The sequence below is a fragment of the Microbacterium dextranolyticum genome, from assembly GCF_016907295.1.
Taxonomy (GTDB): domain Bacteria; phylum Actinomycetota; class Actinomycetes; order Actinomycetales; family Microbacteriaceae; genus Microbacterium; species Microbacterium dextranolyticum.
In genome coordinates this window covers 833934-851752 of the sequence record NZ_JAFBBR010000001.1, presented here as the reverse complement: position 1 = coordinate 851752, position 17819 = coordinate 833934, and the positions used below count along the sequence as shown (strand labels likewise).

16 protein-coding genes and 2 pseudogenes are annotated in these 17819 nt (G+C 69.9%); 7 read left to right on the top strand and 11 right to left on the bottom strand.

Annotated elements, in window-relative coordinates; translation table 11 throughout:
- Positions 1 to 17: 17 nt before the first annotated feature.
- Together JOE64_RS03735 and JOE64_RS03730 are read right to left on the bottom strand one after the other, a co-directional pair.
- Positions 18 to 1365: pseudogene (locus JOE64_RS03735) on the bottom strand (LLM class flavin-dependent oxidoreductase).
- Positions 1362 to 2663 (bottom strand): O-acetylhomoserine aminocarboxypropyltransferase/cysteine synthase family protein, encoded by a 1302-nt coding sequence (locus tag JOE64_RS03730; protein ID WP_204963016.1) that lies wholly within the window; start codon positions 2661 to 2663, stop codon positions 1362 to 1364. Before JOE64_RS03730 ends, JOE64_RS03735 begins: the two are co-directional and overlap by 4 nt.
- A 160-nt stretch (positions 2664 to 2823) precedes the next feature.
- Here JOE64_RS03730 and JOE64_RS03725 point away from each other — a divergent pair, with 160 nt between their 5' ends.
- Positions 2824 to 3909, top strand: coding sequence for a zinc-binding metallopeptidase family protein (locus JOE64_RS03725; RefSeq protein ID WP_271202444.1), 1086 nt, complete (start codon positions 2824 to 2826; stop codon positions 3907 to 3909).
- Positions 3910 to 3973: 64 nt separating this feature from the next.
- Here JOE64_RS03725 and JOE64_RS03720 read toward each other — a convergent pair whose 3' ends face one another.
- From JOE64_RS03720 to JOE64_RS03700, 5 genes are all read right to left on the bottom strand, one after another.
- Positions 3974 to 5050, bottom strand: a complete 1077-nt coding sequence (locus JOE64_RS03720; RefSeq protein ID WP_204963014.1) for a DNA glycosylase AlkZ-like family protein — start codon at positions 5048 to 5050, stop codon at positions 3974 to 3976.
- Positions 5051 to 5165: 115 nt separating this feature from the next.
- On the bottom strand, positions 5166 to 5669 hold the full coding sequence (locus JOE64_RS03715; protein WP_204963013.1) for a GNAT family N-acetyltransferase: 504 nt from the start codon (positions 5667 to 5669) through the stop codon (positions 5166 to 5168).
- Positions 5666 to 6424, bottom strand: coding sequence for a sulfurtransferase (locus JOE64_RS03710; RefSeq protein ID WP_204963012.1), 759 nt, complete (start codon positions 6422 to 6424; stop codon positions 5666 to 5668). The genes JOE64_RS03715 and JOE64_RS03710 overlap by 4 nt, the downstream gene beginning before the upstream one ends.
- Positions 6425 to 6495: 71 nt before the next feature.
- Positions 6496 to 7296 (bottom strand): methyltransferase domain-containing protein, encoded by an 801-nt coding sequence (locus JOE64_RS03705; protein WP_204963011.1) that lies wholly within the window; start codon positions 7294 to 7296, stop codon positions 6496 to 6498.
- A gap of 42 nt (positions 7297 to 7338) precedes the next feature.
- Positions 7339 to 8289 (bottom strand): aldo/keto reductase, encoded by a 951-nt coding sequence (locus tag JOE64_RS03700; protein WP_204963010.1) that lies wholly within the window; start codon positions 8287 to 8289, stop codon positions 7339 to 7341.
- A 56-nt stretch (positions 8290 to 8345) separates the two neighbouring features.
- Here JOE64_RS03700 and JOE64_RS03695 point away from each other — a divergent pair, with 56 nt between their 5' ends.
- The 3 genes from JOE64_RS03695 to JOE64_RS03685 all read left to right on the top strand — a co-directional run bounded on the left by JOE64_RS03695 (position 8346) and on the right by JOE64_RS03685 (position 10943).
- The gene (locus JOE64_RS03695) at positions 8346 to 8645 is read left to right on the top strand and encodes a hypothetical protein (protein ID WP_204963009.1); all 300 of its coding nucleotides are present in this window, start codon (positions 8346 to 8348) and stop codon (positions 8643 to 8645) included.
- Between the two features lie 531 nt (positions 8646 to 9176).
- The gene (locus JOE64_RS03690) at positions 9177 to 9668 is read left to right on the top strand and encodes an FBP domain-containing protein (protein ID WP_204963008.1); all 492 of its coding nucleotides are present in this window, start codon (positions 9177 to 9179) and stop codon (positions 9666 to 9668) included.
- Between the two features lie 246 nt (positions 9669 to 9914).
- A complete protein-coding gene (locus JOE64_RS03685) occupies positions 9915 to 10943 on the top strand; it encodes an LLM class flavin-dependent oxidoreductase (RefSeq protein WP_204963007.1) in 1029 nt (342 codons plus the stop codon).
- Positions 10944 to 11089: 146 nt separating this feature from the next.
- Here JOE64_RS03685 and JOE64_RS14890 read toward each other — a convergent pair whose 3' ends face one another.
- The 3 genes and pseudogenes from JOE64_RS14890 to JOE64_RS03675 form a co-directional block, all read right to left on the bottom strand.
- Positions 11090 to 11428, bottom strand: a complete 339-nt coding sequence (locus JOE64_RS14890; RefSeq protein ID WP_372432898.1) for a glycosyltransferase — start codon at positions 11426 to 11428, stop codon at positions 11090 to 11092.
- 769 nt (positions 11429 to 12197) lie between these two features.
- Positions 12198 to 12350, bottom strand: a pseudogene (locus tag JOE64_RS14885) (glycosyltransferase); the annotation flags it as partial.
- Positions 12351 to 12418: 68 nt separating this feature from the next.
- Positions 12419 to 13048 (bottom strand): TetR/AcrR family transcriptional regulator, encoded by a 630-nt coding sequence (locus JOE64_RS03675; RefSeq protein ID WP_204963006.1) that lies wholly within the window; start codon positions 13046 to 13048, stop codon positions 12419 to 12421.
- Positions 13049 to 13502: 454 nt separating this feature from the next.
- On the opposite strand from JOE64_RS03675, the gene JOE64_RS03670 reads away from it, so the two are divergent.
- Positions 13503 to 14153, top strand: coding sequence for a TetR family transcriptional regulator (locus JOE64_RS03670; RefSeq protein ID WP_204963005.1), 651 nt, complete (start codon positions 13503 to 13505; stop codon positions 14151 to 14153).
- 18 nt (positions 14154 to 14171) lie between these two features.
- On the opposite strand, the gene JOE64_RS03665 is transcribed toward JOE64_RS03670, so the two are convergent.
- Positions 14172 to 15461: an alpha/beta hydrolase gene (locus JOE64_RS03665; RefSeq protein ID WP_204963004.1), complete on the bottom strand. Its 1290-nt coding sequence runs from the start codon at positions 15459 to 15461 to the stop codon at positions 14172 to 14174.
- A 169-nt stretch (positions 15462 to 15630) separates the two neighbouring features.
- Here JOE64_RS03665 and JOE64_RS03660 point away from each other — a divergent pair, with 169 nt between their 5' ends.
- Positions 15631 to 16254, top strand: a complete 624-nt coding sequence (locus JOE64_RS03660; protein ID WP_204963003.1) for an ArsR family transcriptional regulator — start codon at positions 15631 to 15633, stop codon at positions 16252 to 16254.
- Between the two features lie 115 nt (positions 16255 to 16369).
- The gene (locus JOE64_RS03655; protein ID WP_204963002.1) at positions 16370 to 17815 is read left to right on the top strand and encodes a cytochrome ubiquinol oxidase subunit I; all 1446 of its coding nucleotides are present in this window, start codon (positions 16370 to 16372) and stop codon (positions 17813 to 17815) included.
- The last annotated feature ends 4 nt before the right edge of the window (positions 17816 to 17819 follow it).

Genomic DNA, 17819 nt, shown 5'->3' with positions numbered 1-17819 from the left:
TGCGCGGCGCCCGGAGGTCAGAACGCGTGCAGATCGGCGCGCAGCCCCTGCCCCGTGTGATCGCGGCGCAGGATGCCGCGGCGGCGGAGCACCGGCACGAGCTCGTCGAGGGTGCGATGCACCGTGACGGGGTGGAGGTCGCCCCACAGCAGCACGCCGTCGTTGCCCCAGGTGCCGAGTTCCTCGACGAGGTCGGCGAATTCCTCCGCCGTGCCGACGAACCCGGACCGGTCGGAGATGCGCCCGAGCCGCGCGAGCGCCGTGAGGTGTGCACGCAGCGGCGCGGTCGCCACATCCCGGTCTCCGGTCAGCCTGCGCAGGGACCCCTGCGAGACGTGCTCGGCGAACAGACGTGACGGGAGCGGGGCGTCGAGATCGAGCGAGGTGAGATCGGTCTCGAGGTCGCTGGACTGGCGCTGCGCGATCTGCCGCAGGACATCGTCGGTGGGGGCGGCGGATGCGGCGACGAGCCGATCGGCTTCTTCCGGAGACGACACGATCACCGGCTGGATCGCGAACATGATGCGGATGTCGTCGGGGCGGCGCCCCCGCTCGATCGCAGCCGCGTGGATGCGGGCACGGTACTCGCGCACGCTCTTCTCGGTGAGCGGCGCGAGCGCGAGCTGGATGTCGGAGTTCGCCCCCGCGAACGCGAGGCCGCGACCCGAGCCGCCGGGCGAGGCGATGACGGGTTCGCCCCGCTCGAACGGGATCGCGTTCAGCGGACCGTCGAAGGCGTAGTACTCGCCGCGGTGGCGGACGGCATCCAGTCGCGTGCCGTCGGCATAGACGCCCGAGGCGGCGTCGCGCACGAGGGCGCTGCCAGCCGGCGAGCTCCACGATGCCCACAGCTCGCGCAACGACGAGAGCCATTCCTCGGCGCGGTCGTAGGCGGCGTCGTGCCCGAGGGGCGCGGCGTCGGAGAAATGACGCGCACTGCCGGTGTCGGTGACGACGTTGAGCCCGAGGCGGTCGCCGCTCAGGTGCTGCAGCGTCGCGAACTGGCGCGCCGCGGTGTACGGCAGCGTGGCCGCGGGGTTGACGGTCGGGATCACCCCGAGATGACGCGTCGCCTGGAAGAGGTACGGCGCGAGCAGCAGCGGATCGTGCTTCGGACCGCCGAACGCGTGCCGCACGCGCAGGTCGATCGTCTCCGCCGAGCCGAGCGAGGGGGCATCCTCGATCAGCACGAAGTCGAATCCGGCCTGTTCGAGCTCGCGCGCGGACTTGCTGATAGAGGTCGGGCCGGGTCCAGTCGTAGTCCCAGTCGAGGTACGGATGCCCCCACCCGTGCGGGCCGAAGCCGCGCGCGAGGAACCAGCCGAAGTGCTGCGGCCGCGCGCTCCCCGAGCCGGGCGCGCTCACGCGACCACGGCGACGTCGACGGGGGACGCCACGGCGAGAGCCCGTGCGAGGTCGGCGGTGAGGTCGGCGACGTCTTCGATGCCGATCGACACCCGCAGGGTGCCCTCGAACACGCCGACGGCGGCGCGCTCGTCGGCGCTGAGGGTGACGTGCGAGGTCGAGGCCGGGTGGAGCACGAGCGAGCGGACATCGCCGAGGTGGGTCATGTGGGTGAACACCTCGAGGCTCTCGACGAGGCGCCGGGCGGCGTCCGATCCCCCGCGCACCGTGAAGCTGAACACCGAGCCGTAGCCGTCGGGCAGCAGATGCTCGGCGAGGGCGTGATGAGGGTGCCCGATGAGCCCGACGTAGTCGACGGCGGCGATCTCGGGGCGGCCCTCGAGCCACTGGGCGACGGCGAGGGCGTTGGCGCTCTGGCGCTCGACGCGCAGACTCAGCGTCTCGATCCCCTGCCCGATGAGGAAGGCGTTCAGCGGCGAGGGCGTCGGTCCGAAGCGCGGCGCGACACTCTCGCGCGCGTACGCGATGCGGGCGTCCCCGCCCACCCGGTCCGCAATGCTCGCGGCTCCGCCCCGACCCGGCTCGATGAGGTGCGGAAACAGGTGACCGTCGCGCGCCGGATCGAACCGCCCGCTGTCGACGATCGCGCCGCCGAGCACGCTGCCGTGTCCCGCGAGGAACTTGCTCGCCGAGTGCACGACGACGTCGGCGCCGTGCTCGATCGGGCGCACAAGGTACGGGGTGGCGAACGTGTTGTCGACGACGAGGGGGATGCCGTGGCGATGGGCGACCTCGGCGATCGCGGCGATGTCGATGAGCCGGTTCGCGGCGTTGGAGATCGACTCGGCGAACAACGCGCGGGTCTCGGGCCGGATCGCGGCCTCCCAGGCATCCGGGTCGTCGATGTCGTCGACGAAGGTCGTGGCGATGCCGAGCCGCGAGAGGTTGTCGCGGAACAGTCCGCGGGTGCCTTCGTAGATGTGAGTCGACGAGACGATGTGCTGGCCGGCTTCGAGCAGAGCCAGCAGAGCGACGGAGGTGGCGGCCTGCCCGCTCGCGAGCAGCAGCGCCTGCGAGCCGCCCTCGAGCGCCGCCAGAGTGTGCTCGACGGTCTCGACGGTCGGGTTTCCGATGCGGGTGTAGGCGTAGCCCTCGCCTGCACCGAAATGCGCGGCGGCGTTGTCGTACTCGTCGAACTCGAAGCCCGCCGTGAGGTAGATGGGTGTCGCCCGTGCAGTGGGAGTGGCTCCCGTCGCCCGCTCGTGCAGCTGCCGTGTCGTGAACCCCCGGGTGGTCATCGTCCGTCCTTTCTGCGTCACGGGCATCCTGCGCCTCGCGTCGCCGTGGTCCATCGTCGTGCCGACCCGTCCCGCCGCACGAATCGCGTGTCGTCGTGTGACACCCGGCCGCGCCTGGGATGCCGCGCGGCGCGGGTCGACCGGGCGGTACGGTTGCTGCGTGAGCTCCACGCCGCGCTGCCCCTCCTGCCGCCGCTTCGTCTACCTCGACACGCTGGTGTGTCCGGACTGCACGACCGAGATGGGGCTCGAAGTGATCGAGCGCCGCTTCGTCGGCATCCGCGACGGACGAGCGGTCGTCGACGGGGTCACCTGGTACACCTGCTCGGAGCGCCGGTGGGGCTGCAACTGGCTGGTGCGCGAGGATGCCCCCGCGGGACGCTGCTTCTCGTGCCGGCTGACGCGCACACGGCCGCCGGCGGACGACACGATCGCCCTCGAGAAGCTCGCCACCACCGAAGAGGCCAAACGCCGACTGCTGCTGCAGCTGGGCGACCTCGGTCTTCCGATCGTGCCGTGGGACGTTTGGCCGGGCGGGCTCGGCTTCGACCTGCTCTCGAGCCGTTCCGAGGGCCGACGCGTCATCATCGGGCATGCGAACGGCATCATCACGATCGACCTCGCCGAAAGCCTCGACGATGTGCGCGAGGCGCTGCGGGTGCGCCTCGGCGAGCCGTATCGCACGGTGCTCGGCCACCTGCGCCACGAGAGCGGTCACTACTTCCAGAACGTGCTGATCCGCGACGACACGGCGTGGGCGCAGTGCCGCGACCTGTTCGGTGACGAACGTGCGAGCTACCAGGACGCCCTGACGCGCCATTACGAGACCGGAGCGCCGGCCGGATGGCAGGACTCGTTCATCTCCGAGTACGCCACCATGCACCCGTGGGAGGACTTCGCCGAGACCTTCGCGCACTACCTGCACATCGTGGGCACGTTGAAGACCGCCGCCGCGATCGGGATGAGACTGGATGCCTCCGCCACGCGTCGCGACGTGGACGTGGTTCCCGAGGACCACTACGACGATCAGCCGATCGGTCGGGTGCTCAGCGACTGGGAGGCCCTGTCGCAGGGCTTCAACCGCATCAACCGCTCCATGGGGCTCGCCGATCTGTATCCCTTCACGATCAGCCCGCCGGTGCGTCGCAAGCTGGCATTCGTGCACGAGCTCGTCACCCGCGCTCCGCTCACGACGGACGAGCAGGTCGCGCTCGCTCTGGCCCCGCGCGAGCGCGCCGACGACTGAGTCCCGAGGCCGGAACGCCCAGCGCGTCGGCGGCCTCGTCGGCGAGAACGGGCGGCAGGGCCGGTCAGCGACTGCGCACGACCGGGACACCGAGCCACTCGCCGAGGTCGTCGATCTCGGCGTCGATCATCTCGCGATCCTCGGGGCCGAGGTCGGTGAGTTCGTGCACGGCCGCGACGACGAGGTTCTCCTTCTTCTTGTCGAGCTGGGCGTCCAGAAGCGCCACGAACCGATCGCCGATGAGAATCGGGTGCACGAAGTAGCCGTAGCGCCGCTGCGCCTTCGGCTTGAACTGCTCGAGCACGAACTCGAAGTCGAAGAGCTCTTTCAACCGTGGCCGGTCGAAGAGCATCCCGTCGTAGGGGTTGAGGATCGCGACCCGCCCGCCGGCATCGTCTTCGAGGCCCGCCAGCGCCGCCGCATCCACCTGCCACGTCCACGCGGACCCCTCGACCCGCGCCGGCTCGCCCGCCTCGCCCACCGGTGTCCACGTCGAGCGCCGCCGCGCGATCCCCGCCGCCTGAAGACGACGCCGCTCGAGGATGTCGCTCGCCTCGTCGTAGGGGATCTCGGGTACGCCCGCGTAGACGCGTTCGCCGATGTCCCACACCCGCTGACGACCTTCGCGACCCACGATCGCCACCTCACCGAGATACGAGAGCAGCTCGAGCATGCGCGGCACCTGGTTCGACCCGTACCAGCCGGCCTCGTTCGTGTGGGCGACCTGGCTCGTATCGGGGATGGCCGCCGCGATGACCGGCCCTTCGGCGCGCAGTCGCGCGAGGACATCGGCGCGGAACGCATCGTTGGCCGCGAGCCATTCGGATGCCTGGGCGCGGAAGACCCGTCCGCGCATACGGGCGAGGGTCGCCGGCAGCAGTGACGCCGCTCGGAAGTGCCCGTCGAACTCGAACAGCTGACGGTCCTGCTCGACGGCCTTGGTCAGCTGGCCGGGCTCGTATCCCCAGCCGATCCGCGCCCACGGCGCAGTCTGCTCAGCGGGCGCGATCGTCGCGGTCGGGTCGATCTTGATGGCTCCGACCTGCTCGACGACCTCGACGACGTCACCGGGACGATCGGCGTCGAGCAGCTGTGCGCGCACCGCCAGGCGGCGCGCCTGCTCTCGCGTCAATTCGTGCATGCGGCGACCCTACTCCGCGCCTCCCCCACCGCGGTCGCCAAGGCCCGCGCCGCTCGATCCGCAGCGATGCCGCACGGGCTCGAAACCGTGGCGCGCCACGACGCGCCGGCCCGGGTCAGCCGCGGGCGAGGGCCGTGAGGGCGTCGCCGTCGAGGCGCTGCGTCGTCCACTCGTCCATGGGCGCCGCACCGATCGACCGGTAGAACGCGATCGACGGGGCGTTCCAGTCGAGCACCGTCCACTCGAAACGCGAGTAGCCGCGCTCGACGCACACCGCGGCGAGGGCCGACATGAGAGAGCGCCCGTATCCGCGGCCCCGCTCGGATTCGTCCACATAGAGGTCTTCGAGCCAGATGCCGTGCCGCCCGGTCCACGTCGAGTAGGTGAGGAACCAGATCGCGATGCCGACGATCCGGCCGTCCCGCTCGACGACGTGCGCGAATGCCCGGGGATCGGCGCCGAAGAGAGCCTCGGTGAGCATCTCGGGAGTGTTCTCCACGGCATCCGGCTCGCGCTCGTAGACGGCGAGGGCGTGGATGAGGGCGAGGATGCCGTCGACGTCGCCCACCGCGGCGGGGCGCAGCACCGCGCCGTCGCCGAGATCGCGCGGCCCGCTCATGCGGCACCGCCCAGGGCGACCGGCGCGAGGCTCGGGTCGACGGCGCGGCGCTCGTCGAAGACGAAGCAGTCGCCGCGGTAGTGCGCCGCGCCCGCCTCGGCGAACCACGCGAGGATGCCTCCGTCGAGCTGCCACGCGTCGATGCCCTCGTCGCGCAGGTGCAGCGCCGCCTTCTCGCAGCGGATGCCTCCCGTGCAATAGCTGACGACGGTCTTGCCCGCGAGCTCGTCCCGGTGCTCGGCCACCGCGTCGGGGAACTGCGTGAACCGGTCGATGCGCCAGTCCACGGCGCCCTCGAAGGCGCCTTCGTCGACCTCGAACGCGTTGCGCGTGTCGAGGAGCACGACTTCGCGTCCGTCGTCGTCGTGGCCTTGGTCGAGCCAGCGGCGGAGCGTGGCGGGTGCCACAGCGGGAGCCCGCCCTGTCTCGGGTCGGATCGTGGGCCGGTCCATGCGGATGATCTCGCGCTTCACCTTCACGAGCATCTTGCGGAAGGGCTGGGCCTGTGACCAGCTCTCCTTCGTCTGCAGCGCGGCCAGGCGCGGATCGGTGCGCAGCTCGTCCACGAACCTGCGGACCTCGTCCGGATCGCCCGCCAGGAAGAGGTTGATGCCCTCCTCGGCGAGGAGGATCGTGCCGCAGAGCCCGCGCGCCATGGCGCGCTCGCGCAGGGCGGGCTGCAGCGCCACGGCATCCGGCAGATGCGTGAACAGGTACGCGGAGATGTTCAGGACGGCGGGGCGAGGCTCGGACACCGGCCCAGCCTACGGCGCGCCTCTCCGCGTCTCCAGACGAGCCCGGCGCGACATCTCCACCCCGCACCGCGTCAGCCGCGGGCGAGCACCTCGCCGTGCGGCATGAGCAGCCACGCGTCGGGATCCGCCTCCCACGCACGCCACGCGGCGCTGATCCGCTCGAGACCGTCACGATCGGTGATGCCGTGCCGCAGCGCATTGTCGGCGAACGAGGACTGCAGGGCCCGGTCGGCCCACATACCGCCCCACCACGCGCGATCCTCGGGTGTCTCGAACAGCCACAGCGACGCCGACGAGCGCACGTCCGTGAACCCTGCGGCGCGCGCCCAGGCCTTGAGCTCGCGTCCCGCCGCAGGTTCGCCGCTCGTCGCACGGTGGACCGCCAGGTAGATCTCGATCCACTCATCGAGCCCCGGCAGCCGCGGCCACCAGATGACACCCTCGTAGTCGACGTCGCGCACGGCGACGACGCCGCCCGGCTTCACGACGCGGCGGAACTCGCGCAGCGCGTCGACGGGCCGGGTCACGTGCTGCAGCACCTGGTGCGCGTGCACGACATCCCACGAATCGTCGGGCGACGACAGCGCATACGCGTCGTCGACGGCGAAAGTCAGGTTGTCCACGCCGGATGCCACGCGATCCGCCTCGGCCTGCGCGATGACGTCCGCCGCGGCATCCACACCGCGCACCTGGCCCGGAGCGACCCGCACGGCGAGATCGAGCGTGATCGTCCCAGGACCGGCACCCACGTCGAGCACCGATGCCCCGGAAACGAGCTCAGGCAGCAGGTAGGCGGCGGAGTTCTCGGCCGTGCGCCAGCGGTGCGAGCGCAGCACGCTCTCGTGGTGGCCGTGCGTGTAGTCGTCGGGCATGCCTCCATCATGGTGCGGACGGAGACCTGCCCGCGACGCGGATCACATGTCGGCGGGAGTCCACTCCGAGACCTCGTCGAGCTCGGCGACCTCGTCGGAGGTGAGCTCGATGCGCCCACCGTCGAGCAGGTCCTGTACCTGCGAGAGCTTGGACGCCGACGCGATGGGGGCGACGACCGTCGGCTTCGCACGCAGCCAGGCGAGCGACGTGGCCGCGATCGAGACGTCGTGCGCCGCGCCGATGCGCTCGAGCACGTCGAGGATCTGCAGGCCCTGCGGTGTCGCGTACACGGCGGCGCCCTCGGCCCGCGGGGTGTCGTGCGCGGAGGCATCCGTCGAGCGGTACTTGCCCGTCAGAAAGCCCTTCGCGAGCGAGAAGTACGGCACCAGCGACAGCCCGAACTCTTCGGCGACGGGGACGATGTCGTTCTCGGTCTCGCGATGCACGAGGTTGTAGTGCGGCTGGATCGCGACCGGCTCGGCGACACCGAGCTCGCGGGCGATGCGCACCCACTCGCGGATGCGGTCTGCGGAGTAGTTCGACACCGCCGTGTAGCGCACGAGTCCGTCGGCCACGAGCTGACCGAAAGCGGCGACGGTCTCTTCGAGCGGGGTCTCGGCGTCGTCGAAGTGCGCGTAGTAGAGATCGATCCGCTCGACGCCCAGGCGTGCGAGGGATGCCTCGGCCGCCGCCCGCACGTTCGAGCCCGACAGGCCCTTGTACTGCGGGTGCTGGCTGACCTTGGTCGCGACCGTCACGCCCTCGGGGCGGCGGCTGGCGAGCCATTCGCCGATGATCGTCTCGCTCTCGCCGCCGCTGTGCCCGGGGGCCCACGCACTGTACGAGTCGGCGGTGTCGATGAAGTCGCCGCCACCTTCGCGGAAGACGTCGAGGATGCGGAAGGACTCGTCGCGATCGGCCGTCCAGCCGAACACGTTGCCGCCGAGGGCGAGGGGGAAGACGTCGAGGTCACTGCTGCCGATACGGGTCATGATGAGATCCAACCACCCCACTGCGCGGGCTGTTCCCGGCGACGTACGATGACGACATGTTCGGGGCGGCGATCATGTGGTTCTTCCTCGCGGCACTCGCCGCGATGCCCGTGTGGTTCGCCAGGTACTCCTGGGACACCGCGCGTCGGCGCCGACGCGGCGAGCACGTCGCACGCCCCTCCGGGGGCACCTTCGGATTCGACGAGGTCTGGCGCCCGACGGCAGCCGAGGCCCACGCGGTGTGGGAGGCCGAGCAGATCACGCCGGCGCCCGCCCCGACGCCCGACGACGGCCCGGGCGTCATCACGGGAGGCCGCATCGTGATCGAGACAGGCCTGCGCCCACCCCCGCGGTGACCCTCGCCGCCGCCCCCTCCGTCTTGCCTCGCCGCCTGGCATCCCCTCGCCTCGTCGTGAGAAACCACATGGCGCGTGAGAAACCACTCCAGCACATGTTTCTCGTGCCCGTTGTGGTTTCTCGCGGGCGGGCATCTATCTCGCACCATCTCCACTCGGCCCGCCTCGCGCCACGTCGAGAAACCACGTGGGACGCGAGAAACCATCCACGTGGGTGTTTCTCGCGTCGGATGTGGTTTCTCGCGGTGACGCTGACGCCCCTGGCATCCATGCGGATGAGGCGTACGCTCAAAGTGTGAGCATCGTGAACGGCCCCCGACGTGCGGGCCAGAGGGAGGTCGTCGGCGAGTTCTTCGCCGACGAGAGGTGACCCCGCCTCCGCGCCGCGTGGAGCGCCTTGCCCGCGCGCGGCGCTGATCGTCATCCCTCTTCACTCGCGGATGCCGCGCGTCCCGCCCCTCGGGTACGCCATCGGTCGCCGTCTTGCACGGCACCGCGGCATCCGCCTCTTCGTCACGAAAGGCCATCGTCATGCACGCTCTCACCGAAGCCCAGATCCGCGCTTCGCTCATCAACGTCACCCAGTCCGAACGGCGAAACCTCACTCTTCCGGGCGACGTGTCCGACACCCCCTGGGACGCGCTGCAGTTCTATGGAGCGCGCGACCGCAAGCTCGCGCTCGTCGGGTACGTGGTCGTCGAACTCGACGGCATCCCGACGGGGCTTCTGCTGCGCCAGGCCGATGCCCGGCCCCGGAGCCGCGCGCAGTGCGCGTGGTGCGCCGACATCCACCTGCCCAACGACGTGCTGCTGTTCACGGCCAAGCGCGTCGGGGACGCCGGTCGTCGGGGCGACACGGTCGGCACTCTCGCCTGCGATCGCTTCCAATGCAACGAGAACGCCCGCCGCCGCCCGACATCGACGTACGCCGATTTCGACGTCGAAGCCGCGCGCCAGTCGCGCATCGGGTCGCTGCGCACCCATGTCGAGGACTTCGTCCGCGGGGTTCGCGACGGGCTCTGACCTCCGCCTCGGCATCCCGCGCGTCAACGCCCACGAGAAACCAACTCGAACGCGAGAAACGACGTCAGCGCGTGTTTCTCGCGACGGTTCTGGTTTCTCGACGGCGTAGTAGCAGAGGTTGCCCCTCGCAGCGCGGCAGCAGACGTCCCTCCCGGCGCGGCAGCGGATGCCTCTCGCGACGAGATCGCCGGCACCCTGGCATCCATTCAGCGGAATGGATGCCAGGGGCGTAGCGTTGTCCTCGTCATGGAACGCTTCGGAACTCTGTCTTTCGGCCACTACGGCCCCCTCGGCGGCGGGCGCGAGCTCACCGCCGGCGACATGCTGCATCAGGCGATCGACCTCGCGCAGGGCATGGATGAGATCGGGGTGAACGGCGTGGCGGTGCGCGTGCACCACTTCGCCCGCCAGCAGGCCGCGCCCATGCCGCTCTTGGCGGCGATGGCGGCCAAGACGCAGCGCATCGAGGTCGGCACGGGCGTCATCGACATGCGGTACGAAAACCCGCTCTACCTCGCCGAAGAGGCGGCCGCCGTCGATCTCATCTCCGACGGACGCCTGGCGCTCGGCGTCAGTCGTGGGTCACCCGAGACGGTCGTGCGCGGCTACGAGGCGTTCGGCTACACCGCCGAAGACCCCCGCGGCGCCGACCTCGCGCGCGAGCATTTCGACCTGTTCCTGCGCGCCATCGAGGGCGAGGGCCTCGCCGAGCGCGACGCCGACTCGCCGTTCGGCGGCGGGCACGGCATGCAGCGCATCGAGCCGCACTCCCCCGGCCTGCGCTCGCGCGTGTGGTGGGGCGCCGGCTCACGCGACACGGCCGAGTGGGCGGGCCGCATGGGGCTGAATCTCATGTCGTCGACGCTCGTCACCGAGGCCGACGGACGACCCTTCGACGTGCTGCAGGCCGAGCAGATCGACCGCTTCCGCACGGCCTGGACGGATGCCGGGCACGCCGGCACGCCGCGCGTGTCGGTGAGCCGGTCGGTGTTCCCCATCACGACGGCCGAAGACGAGATGTATTTCGGCCACTCGAACGAGGGCGACGGCATCGGCTACATCGACGGCTTCCGTTCGACGTTCGGCAAGACCTATGCCGCCGCGCCCGACGTCCTCGTCGAGCAGCTGATGCAGGATGCCGCGGTCATGTCGGCCGACACGCTGATGCTGACGATCCCGAGCCAGCTCGGCGTCGCCTTCAACCTCCGTGTCATCGAGTCCTTCGCGACGCACGTCGCACCGGCTCTCGGCTGGAAGCCGAACACCGAGCACTGACGCAGTCCCGGCGTTCGACCGGACCGGCATCCTGCCCGCCCCTCAGGGGGCGCCGGTCCGGTCGACGAACGGCCGGCTCGTCAGCCGCGCCGGATGCGCGGCGCGAAGTACCCGTAGCTCTGAAGCATCGGCGCGATCGCACGGGATCACGCGCGGACGGCGAGCATCCTCTCGATGTCGTCCACGAGTCCCGGCGCTCCCGAAGCCACCGCAATGGCATCGCCGATGCGACGCGCGTTGGCCGCGTAGGAGGGATCGTCGAGGATGCGGCGCACCGCCGAGCGGATCGCGTCCGGAGTCGGTCGCCCCGTCCGCAGGTTGACGCCCACCCGGGCGTACTGCACCCGCGCGGACGTCTCGACCTTGTCTTCGGAATCGCCGGCGATCACGATCGGCACGCCGTGGCGCATCGCGTGATGCAGCCCGCCATACCCGCCGTTGGTCACGAGCACGCTGGTACGGGCGAGAAGCTCGTCGTACGGCAGGTAGCTCGCGGCGAAGGCGTTGGCCGGCAGCGGTGGGAGCGTGTCGATGCCGCGACCCCCCCGTGGTGACCGCGACCTGCACGGGCAGATCGGCGAGGGCGGCGAGCGTCGGCTCGATCACCTCGGTGTAGTCGGTGTTGGCCACGGTCCCCTGGGTCACATGCACGAGGGGAAGCGCCGGATCGAGCTCGTGGAACCACGCCGGCGTCGGGGTCGGCTGTGCGGCGGCGGTCGCCATCGGGCCGTAGAACCGCAGGTTCCACGGGGCGTCGCTGCGGGGGTACTCGAACTCGCGCACCGTGAACTGGGCGAGTAGATCGCTGCGCGACAGGGCATCCATGAAGAACGCACCGCGCAGCTCGGGGGCGCCGACTCCTGCCAGAAAGCGATCGAGCGATCGATGCACGGGGCGCAGCACGGCGCGCGCTGCAACGCCCAGCACGCCATTGCGCGCACGGTTGAGCAGGGGCTGCCGGAGCGGCGTGATGCCCAGCCCGTACGGTGCGGTGTCGCGGCTGGAGAATCCGGCGGGGCCGATTCCGCACATCACCGTGAGGGGCCTCTCGGACGCCGACCGGCTGAAGAGGGTCTGCACTCCGAGGAAGGTCATGTCGTGCAGCACGACGTCGGCGGGTTCGTCGCGCAGGATCTGCTCGAGGGCGGCCGCGGCCGGCGCCGCCGGGTCGACGAAGGCCCGTTCGACGCCGCGGTTGATGGTCGCGAGGCCTCGATCGCGCTCGTCGTCCCCCGCTCCGATCCCGTCGAGCGTGTCGGCTTCGGCGGGAAGGGCGAGAAAGCGGATGCCGGCGTCTTCCACCATCCTCCGGTAACGGGCGCCGGTGAGCATCCGCACCTGCCAGCCGCGCCGCTGCAGCTCCCGTGCCACGACGAGGAGCGGCCCGACATGACCCACGGCGGGCATGCTGCACAGCAGGGCGGAGGAAGTCATCTCGGACCTTTCGAGGACGAGCGCCCACGGGCGCGGAGGGGCTAGGCGAGGTTGTCGGACAGACGGGTCAGTTGGGCGATCAGCCACGACCGGTAGGCGGCGATGTCCCACCCGCGAACGACGATGAGGTGCGTCCACGGGTCGGCGCCGGTGAGCAGGCCCAGCACGTCGGCGGCATCAGCGAGCTGATCGACGCGGATGCGGCCGCGCTGCAGGAACCATCCCGCCGCGATCGTCATATCGCGGTGCCGGCGCATCTCGAGATCGAGATAGGCGGCGCGCACCTGGTCGTCGCTGTCGGCGGCGGCAAGCATCGCGCGCACGATCGCCGCGGCGCGCCGGTTGGCATCGATGAGGAAGTCGACGTAGCGCGCGATGGCCGTGTCGGTGTCGGATTCGCTCATGATCGACACCAGCTCGGGGCGTTCGGTGAGGGAGTGCCGTCCTTCGTCACCGGCGAACGTGCGCTCGAATGCGGCGATGAGGAGCGCATGCTTGGGCCCGTTCAGATGCACCGTCGGAACCGAGACCCCCGCCTCTGCCGCGATCGCCTTGATCGACGTGGCGACATATCCGTCGCGGATGAATAGGCGCGCGGCGGCCTCGACGATGGTCGCGCGGGTCGCCGCGGCCTCCGCCTGGCGCTGGGGTGAGTGATAGCTCCGGGGCACGATGAACGCTACTTCGCCTCTGTCAGCCGCGACCGCGCGATGAGCGGCCCGCCGGCCGACCCGATGACGGTCGGGATGCCGGAGACACGAGGCCAGAGAGGGCGGCGGATCGAGGCGTTCATGGATTCTCCTGACGGAACGGGCGAGGTCTGCCCGGACGATCGGACGTCGGCGACACTTTGACTATATCGACATGCAAATGAATATGTGCGACCGCCTCGAATACCACCAGTGACCACGACGGGATTCCTCGCCGATTCGCTACGGATAGACCGTAACCAACTAGCATCGGTGGAATCACCGCCGATAGCGTGCGTTCGGACCGACGCCTCGGCTCTCCCGAACACCCCCGTCGCGGAGGACGACCGCACGTGGGACACATCTTCTCGGCGCGACCGCTCCGGCATCCTGCGCTCCCGCCACACCGCCCGTGCGCCGGCGTCAGGACACCCGCATGGTGACCAGGGCCGATGCCGCCGCCGGCACCCGGCGCAGGATTCTGCAGGCCTCGGCCGAGCTGTTCTCGGACAACGGCTACGGGCAGACGACCCTTCAGGCCATCGCCGACCGCGCCGGGGTCTCGGTCGAGAGCGTGGGTCTGGCGGGGCCCAAACGTCGCCTCGTGTTCGCCGCCTTCGCGATGGCGTTCGCCGGCCATGGGCAGGCGTTTCCCCTCGCCGGAGAGCCGGCCTACGTCGGCCTGACACAACGGATGCCACTACCCGAAGCGATCGACGAGTACCTCGCCCTGCTCGCCGGCGCGATCGCGCGCACCCACCGCCTCTGGCGCGCCCTCCAGGCGGCGGCCGACGCCGACCCTCGGGCGGCGACCATGCTCGACGAGGTGCGCGCGGAACGACGCCGCGAGTTCGAGAGGTCCGCCCGCACCCTGGTGGAGCTCGGGCTCACGCCGCCGGAGAGTGTCCCGATCCTCGTGCGCGAGTTCTATGCCATCGCCTCGCACGAGGTCTACGGCGTGCTCCACGCGGAGTGCGCCCTCACCCCGGAGCAGTTCGGCGAGCGCCTGCGCAGACAGGTGGCTCAGCTCATCGACGCCTTCGGTCCCGTGCGACCGGACGTGCACCCTGCGGAACCACCGGCCTGACACAGGACTCCCCGGCGCTCAGGGCGCAGACAGCCCCAGGATCGGGTACAGCACCCGGATGCCCTCGGCGAGCCCGCCCTTGAGCGCATCACCCGTGTGTCCGGCTCCGGGCACGTTGTAGCGCACCACGTTCATGCCCACCGCGCCGGCGGCCTTCGCGAGCATGTCCGCGCCTTTGATGTACTCGGGATCCGCCCCGCCGGCGGTGAGGATCGCATTCATGCCCTGATAGCTGCCGGGCGCCGCCGCCGCGAGGATGTTGACGGGCTTGGATGCCTCGAACGCCGACGCGTTCCCGCCGTAGATGATCTTGGTGATGTTCGCCGGCTGCTCCGATCCCGGGTAGGGCTCACCCGAGATGTCGAGGATGTTCTTCCAGAGCTGGGGCGACTGGGCTCCGAAGGTGATCGCGCAGCCGCCGCCGTTCGAGTAGCCCGCGATGGTCCAGTAGGCGGGGTCTTGGATGACGTTGAGGTGCGCCTTGGCCCACGCGACGACATCGACGGTGACGTACGTGCGCGCCTTGCCATAGGCATCCGAGTCCGCACAGGCGGTGTCGGCGACGTTCTCGCCGAGCTGGTCGGGGACGATCACGATCGGCGCAAGACCCTGATGATGGGCGGCGAAGCCGTCGAGGGCCGACGAGATCGACGTGGGATCGGGAGTGCCCGGATGCCCCATCATCATGATCACCAGAGGGAGCGCGGGCGGGTCTTTCACCAGGGCAGCCGGCGGGAGGTAGATACCCGCGGGCCGAGCCGCGAATCCGGAAGAGGTTGCGGGAATGATCTGGCTTCCGCGCTTGCCGATGAGAGCCATTCCGGCCGGCGGCGTCCACGTCTGATAGAGCGGCTGCGAGGGCGCCGCCGAGCTCGCTTCGACGGCGGGGATCTCGATCTCCGGCTGCGCGACGCCGACGACGCTTCCCAGCGTCGGATTCAGACCGAACGCGAGATTCACCCCGAGCGCGCCCGCGACCAGGATCGCGACAGCGGCGGCGACGGAGACGACTTTCCGCCACGCCCTCGTCCCCTGCAGCGCTCCGAGCACGAAGCCGACGGCGGCGAACACCGGAACGACCCAGTGCCACACGAACGGCGGCAGGAGGGTGCCGAACACCTTCGCCTCGCTCACGATCTTGCAGGTGAGATATCCGATGACGGCGCCGGCACCGGCACTCGCCAGCGCCCAGATCAGAGCACGGCGACGCCACCGCCGCACCGCCACGACGATGAACAGCGCCGCGGCCACCGCCAGCGTCGCCCCTGGCAGCGGGCCCTCGATGACGGGCAGCTGCCAGAGATCCATGCGCCGACTATAGAGCGCACCACCCGTGATCCCGCTGAGTGCGGAGGCAGCGCCCGTCCCCTCCGAAAGGAGGGAATGGGAGCAGGTCGGGCCCTCTACCTCCGGGCCGGAAGAAACCCGAGGCCCCCGCCAGTGGCGCCGGCGTCCGATCCCGTGAATAATATGTGGCATGACCACAGGTCGCCCGGCGGGCTACAGCGCCATTTCCAACTACTCACGCGTCGAGATCCTGCACCTCGTGCAGGAACGGCCGCAGCGGACGATCGCCGAACTGGTCGAGGCGACGGCCCTCCACCCGAACACCGTGCGCGAGCATCTGCAGCGCCTCATGGACGATGGATACGTCGTCTCGGCGACCGAGCACCGCACCACGCGCGGCCGCCCCCGCGTGCTCTACAGCGCCACCGACGGCGTGAACGCCTGCAGCCCGGTGCAGCGGCGCCGCGCCCGCGCGGCCGCCGAACGCGGCGACCTCATGCGGCGCGTCATCCCGGGTGAGACGCCCGAGCTCGACACCACCGCGCTCCACCAGATCGATGCACTGGTCGAAGACCTCGTCGGCGCCGGGTTCGACCCCTTCGTCGACGAGGACGAGCTGACCGTCGAGCTCACGCCGTGCGCCCAGGCATCCGCGCAGGCAGACCACCGCGAGGTGCTGTGCAGCGTGCACCTGAGCATCATGCAGAGCGTCCTCAGCTCCGCCGGCGGGCCGTTGTCCGTCGATGGCATGCGGTCCTCCTGCGATCCCCGCGAATGCATCGTCCAGCTGCTGCACGCGTCGCAGAAGGCCTGATCGCGAGCCATTCGCACGTCTTTTTCACGGCGCCGCCCACCTGAGGGCTGAGAAGCCGCTGTGTACCTTCAGTCATATGGAAGACGGTCCGCTCGGGCCGTGAGAGAGGACCACGATGGACTTCCTGGACCCACTGCTGCTCGCCCGCTGGCAGTTCGGCCTGACGACGCTCTATCACTTCATCTTCGTGCCGCTCACGCTCGGGATGTCGCTGTTCGTCGCCATCTTCCAGACGATGTGGTTCCGCACCGCGAACGTGAAGTGGCTGCTGCTGACCCGCTTCTTCGGCAAGATCTTCCTGATCAACTTCGCGATGGGCATCGTCACCGGCATCGTGCAGGAGTTCCAGTTCGGCATGAACTGGTCGAGCTACAGCCGCTTCGTCGGTGACGTGTTCGGCGCACCGCTCGCCTTCGAGGGCCTGATGGCGTTCTTCTTCGAGGCGACGTTCATCGGCCTGTGGATCTTCGGCTGGAACAAGCTGCCGCGCGGCATCCACCTCGCGACCATCTGGATCACCGTGTTCGGCACGTGGCTCTCGGCGTACTTCATCCTCGCCGCGAACGCGTTCATGCAGAACCCGCAGGGCTACCAGATGTCCACGCAGGGCCACCGCGCCGAGATGGACGACTTCTGGAAGGTGCTGACGAACCCCGTCGCCCTCACGCAGTTCCCGCACACGATCTCGGCAGCCATCATGTTCGCCGCCGGTGTCATGATCGCGGCATCCGCGTGGCACCTCGCCCGCAAGCAGAACATCGACCTCATGCGCACGTCGCTGCGCTTCGGCCTGTGGGCCATGATCGCCGGCTTCGCTGCGACCGCCCTGTCGGGCGACCAGCTGGGCATCGTCATGGTCAACACGCAGCCGATGAAGATGGCCGCCGCGGAGGCGATGTTCAACTCCGCCTGCGGCGCGAACGCCTCGTTCTCGATCTTCTCGATCGGAACCCCCGACGGCACGAGCGAAGTGTGGTCGCTGCGCGTCCCGTACGCCCTGGCCTTCCTCTCGACGCACGACTTCAACGGCTGCGTCGAGGGCATCAACGACCTCAACCACCTCTACACGACGCAGATGTTCCCGCAGTTCGCCGACCAGGTGAACGGGAACTTCGCCCCGGTCCTGTGGATCACGTACTGGGCGTTCCGCTGGATGATGGGCTTCGGCCTGATCAGCACGGCGATCGCCGTGGCGGGCCTGTGGGTCACCCGCAAGAACGCCAAGCGCCCCGTCGCCGGCTGGATGTGGCGACTCGCGATCTGGCAGGCACCCCTGGCACTGTTCGGCATCCTCGTCGGGTGGATCTTCACCGAGATGGGACGCCAGCCCTGGATCGTGTTCGGGCTGATGCTCACCCAGGACGGCGTCTCGCCCAACGTGCCCGGCTGGACCGTGCTCGTCTCGCTGATCGCCTTCACCCTGATCTACGCGATCCTCGCCGTGGTGGAGTTCGGCCTCATCTTCAAGACGGTGAAGGAGGGTCCGGCACCGCTGCCGAAGCCCGGCGACCCCGACCCGAACGAACTGTCCGTCGAAGAAACCCCCTCGACGGTCTACTAGGAGC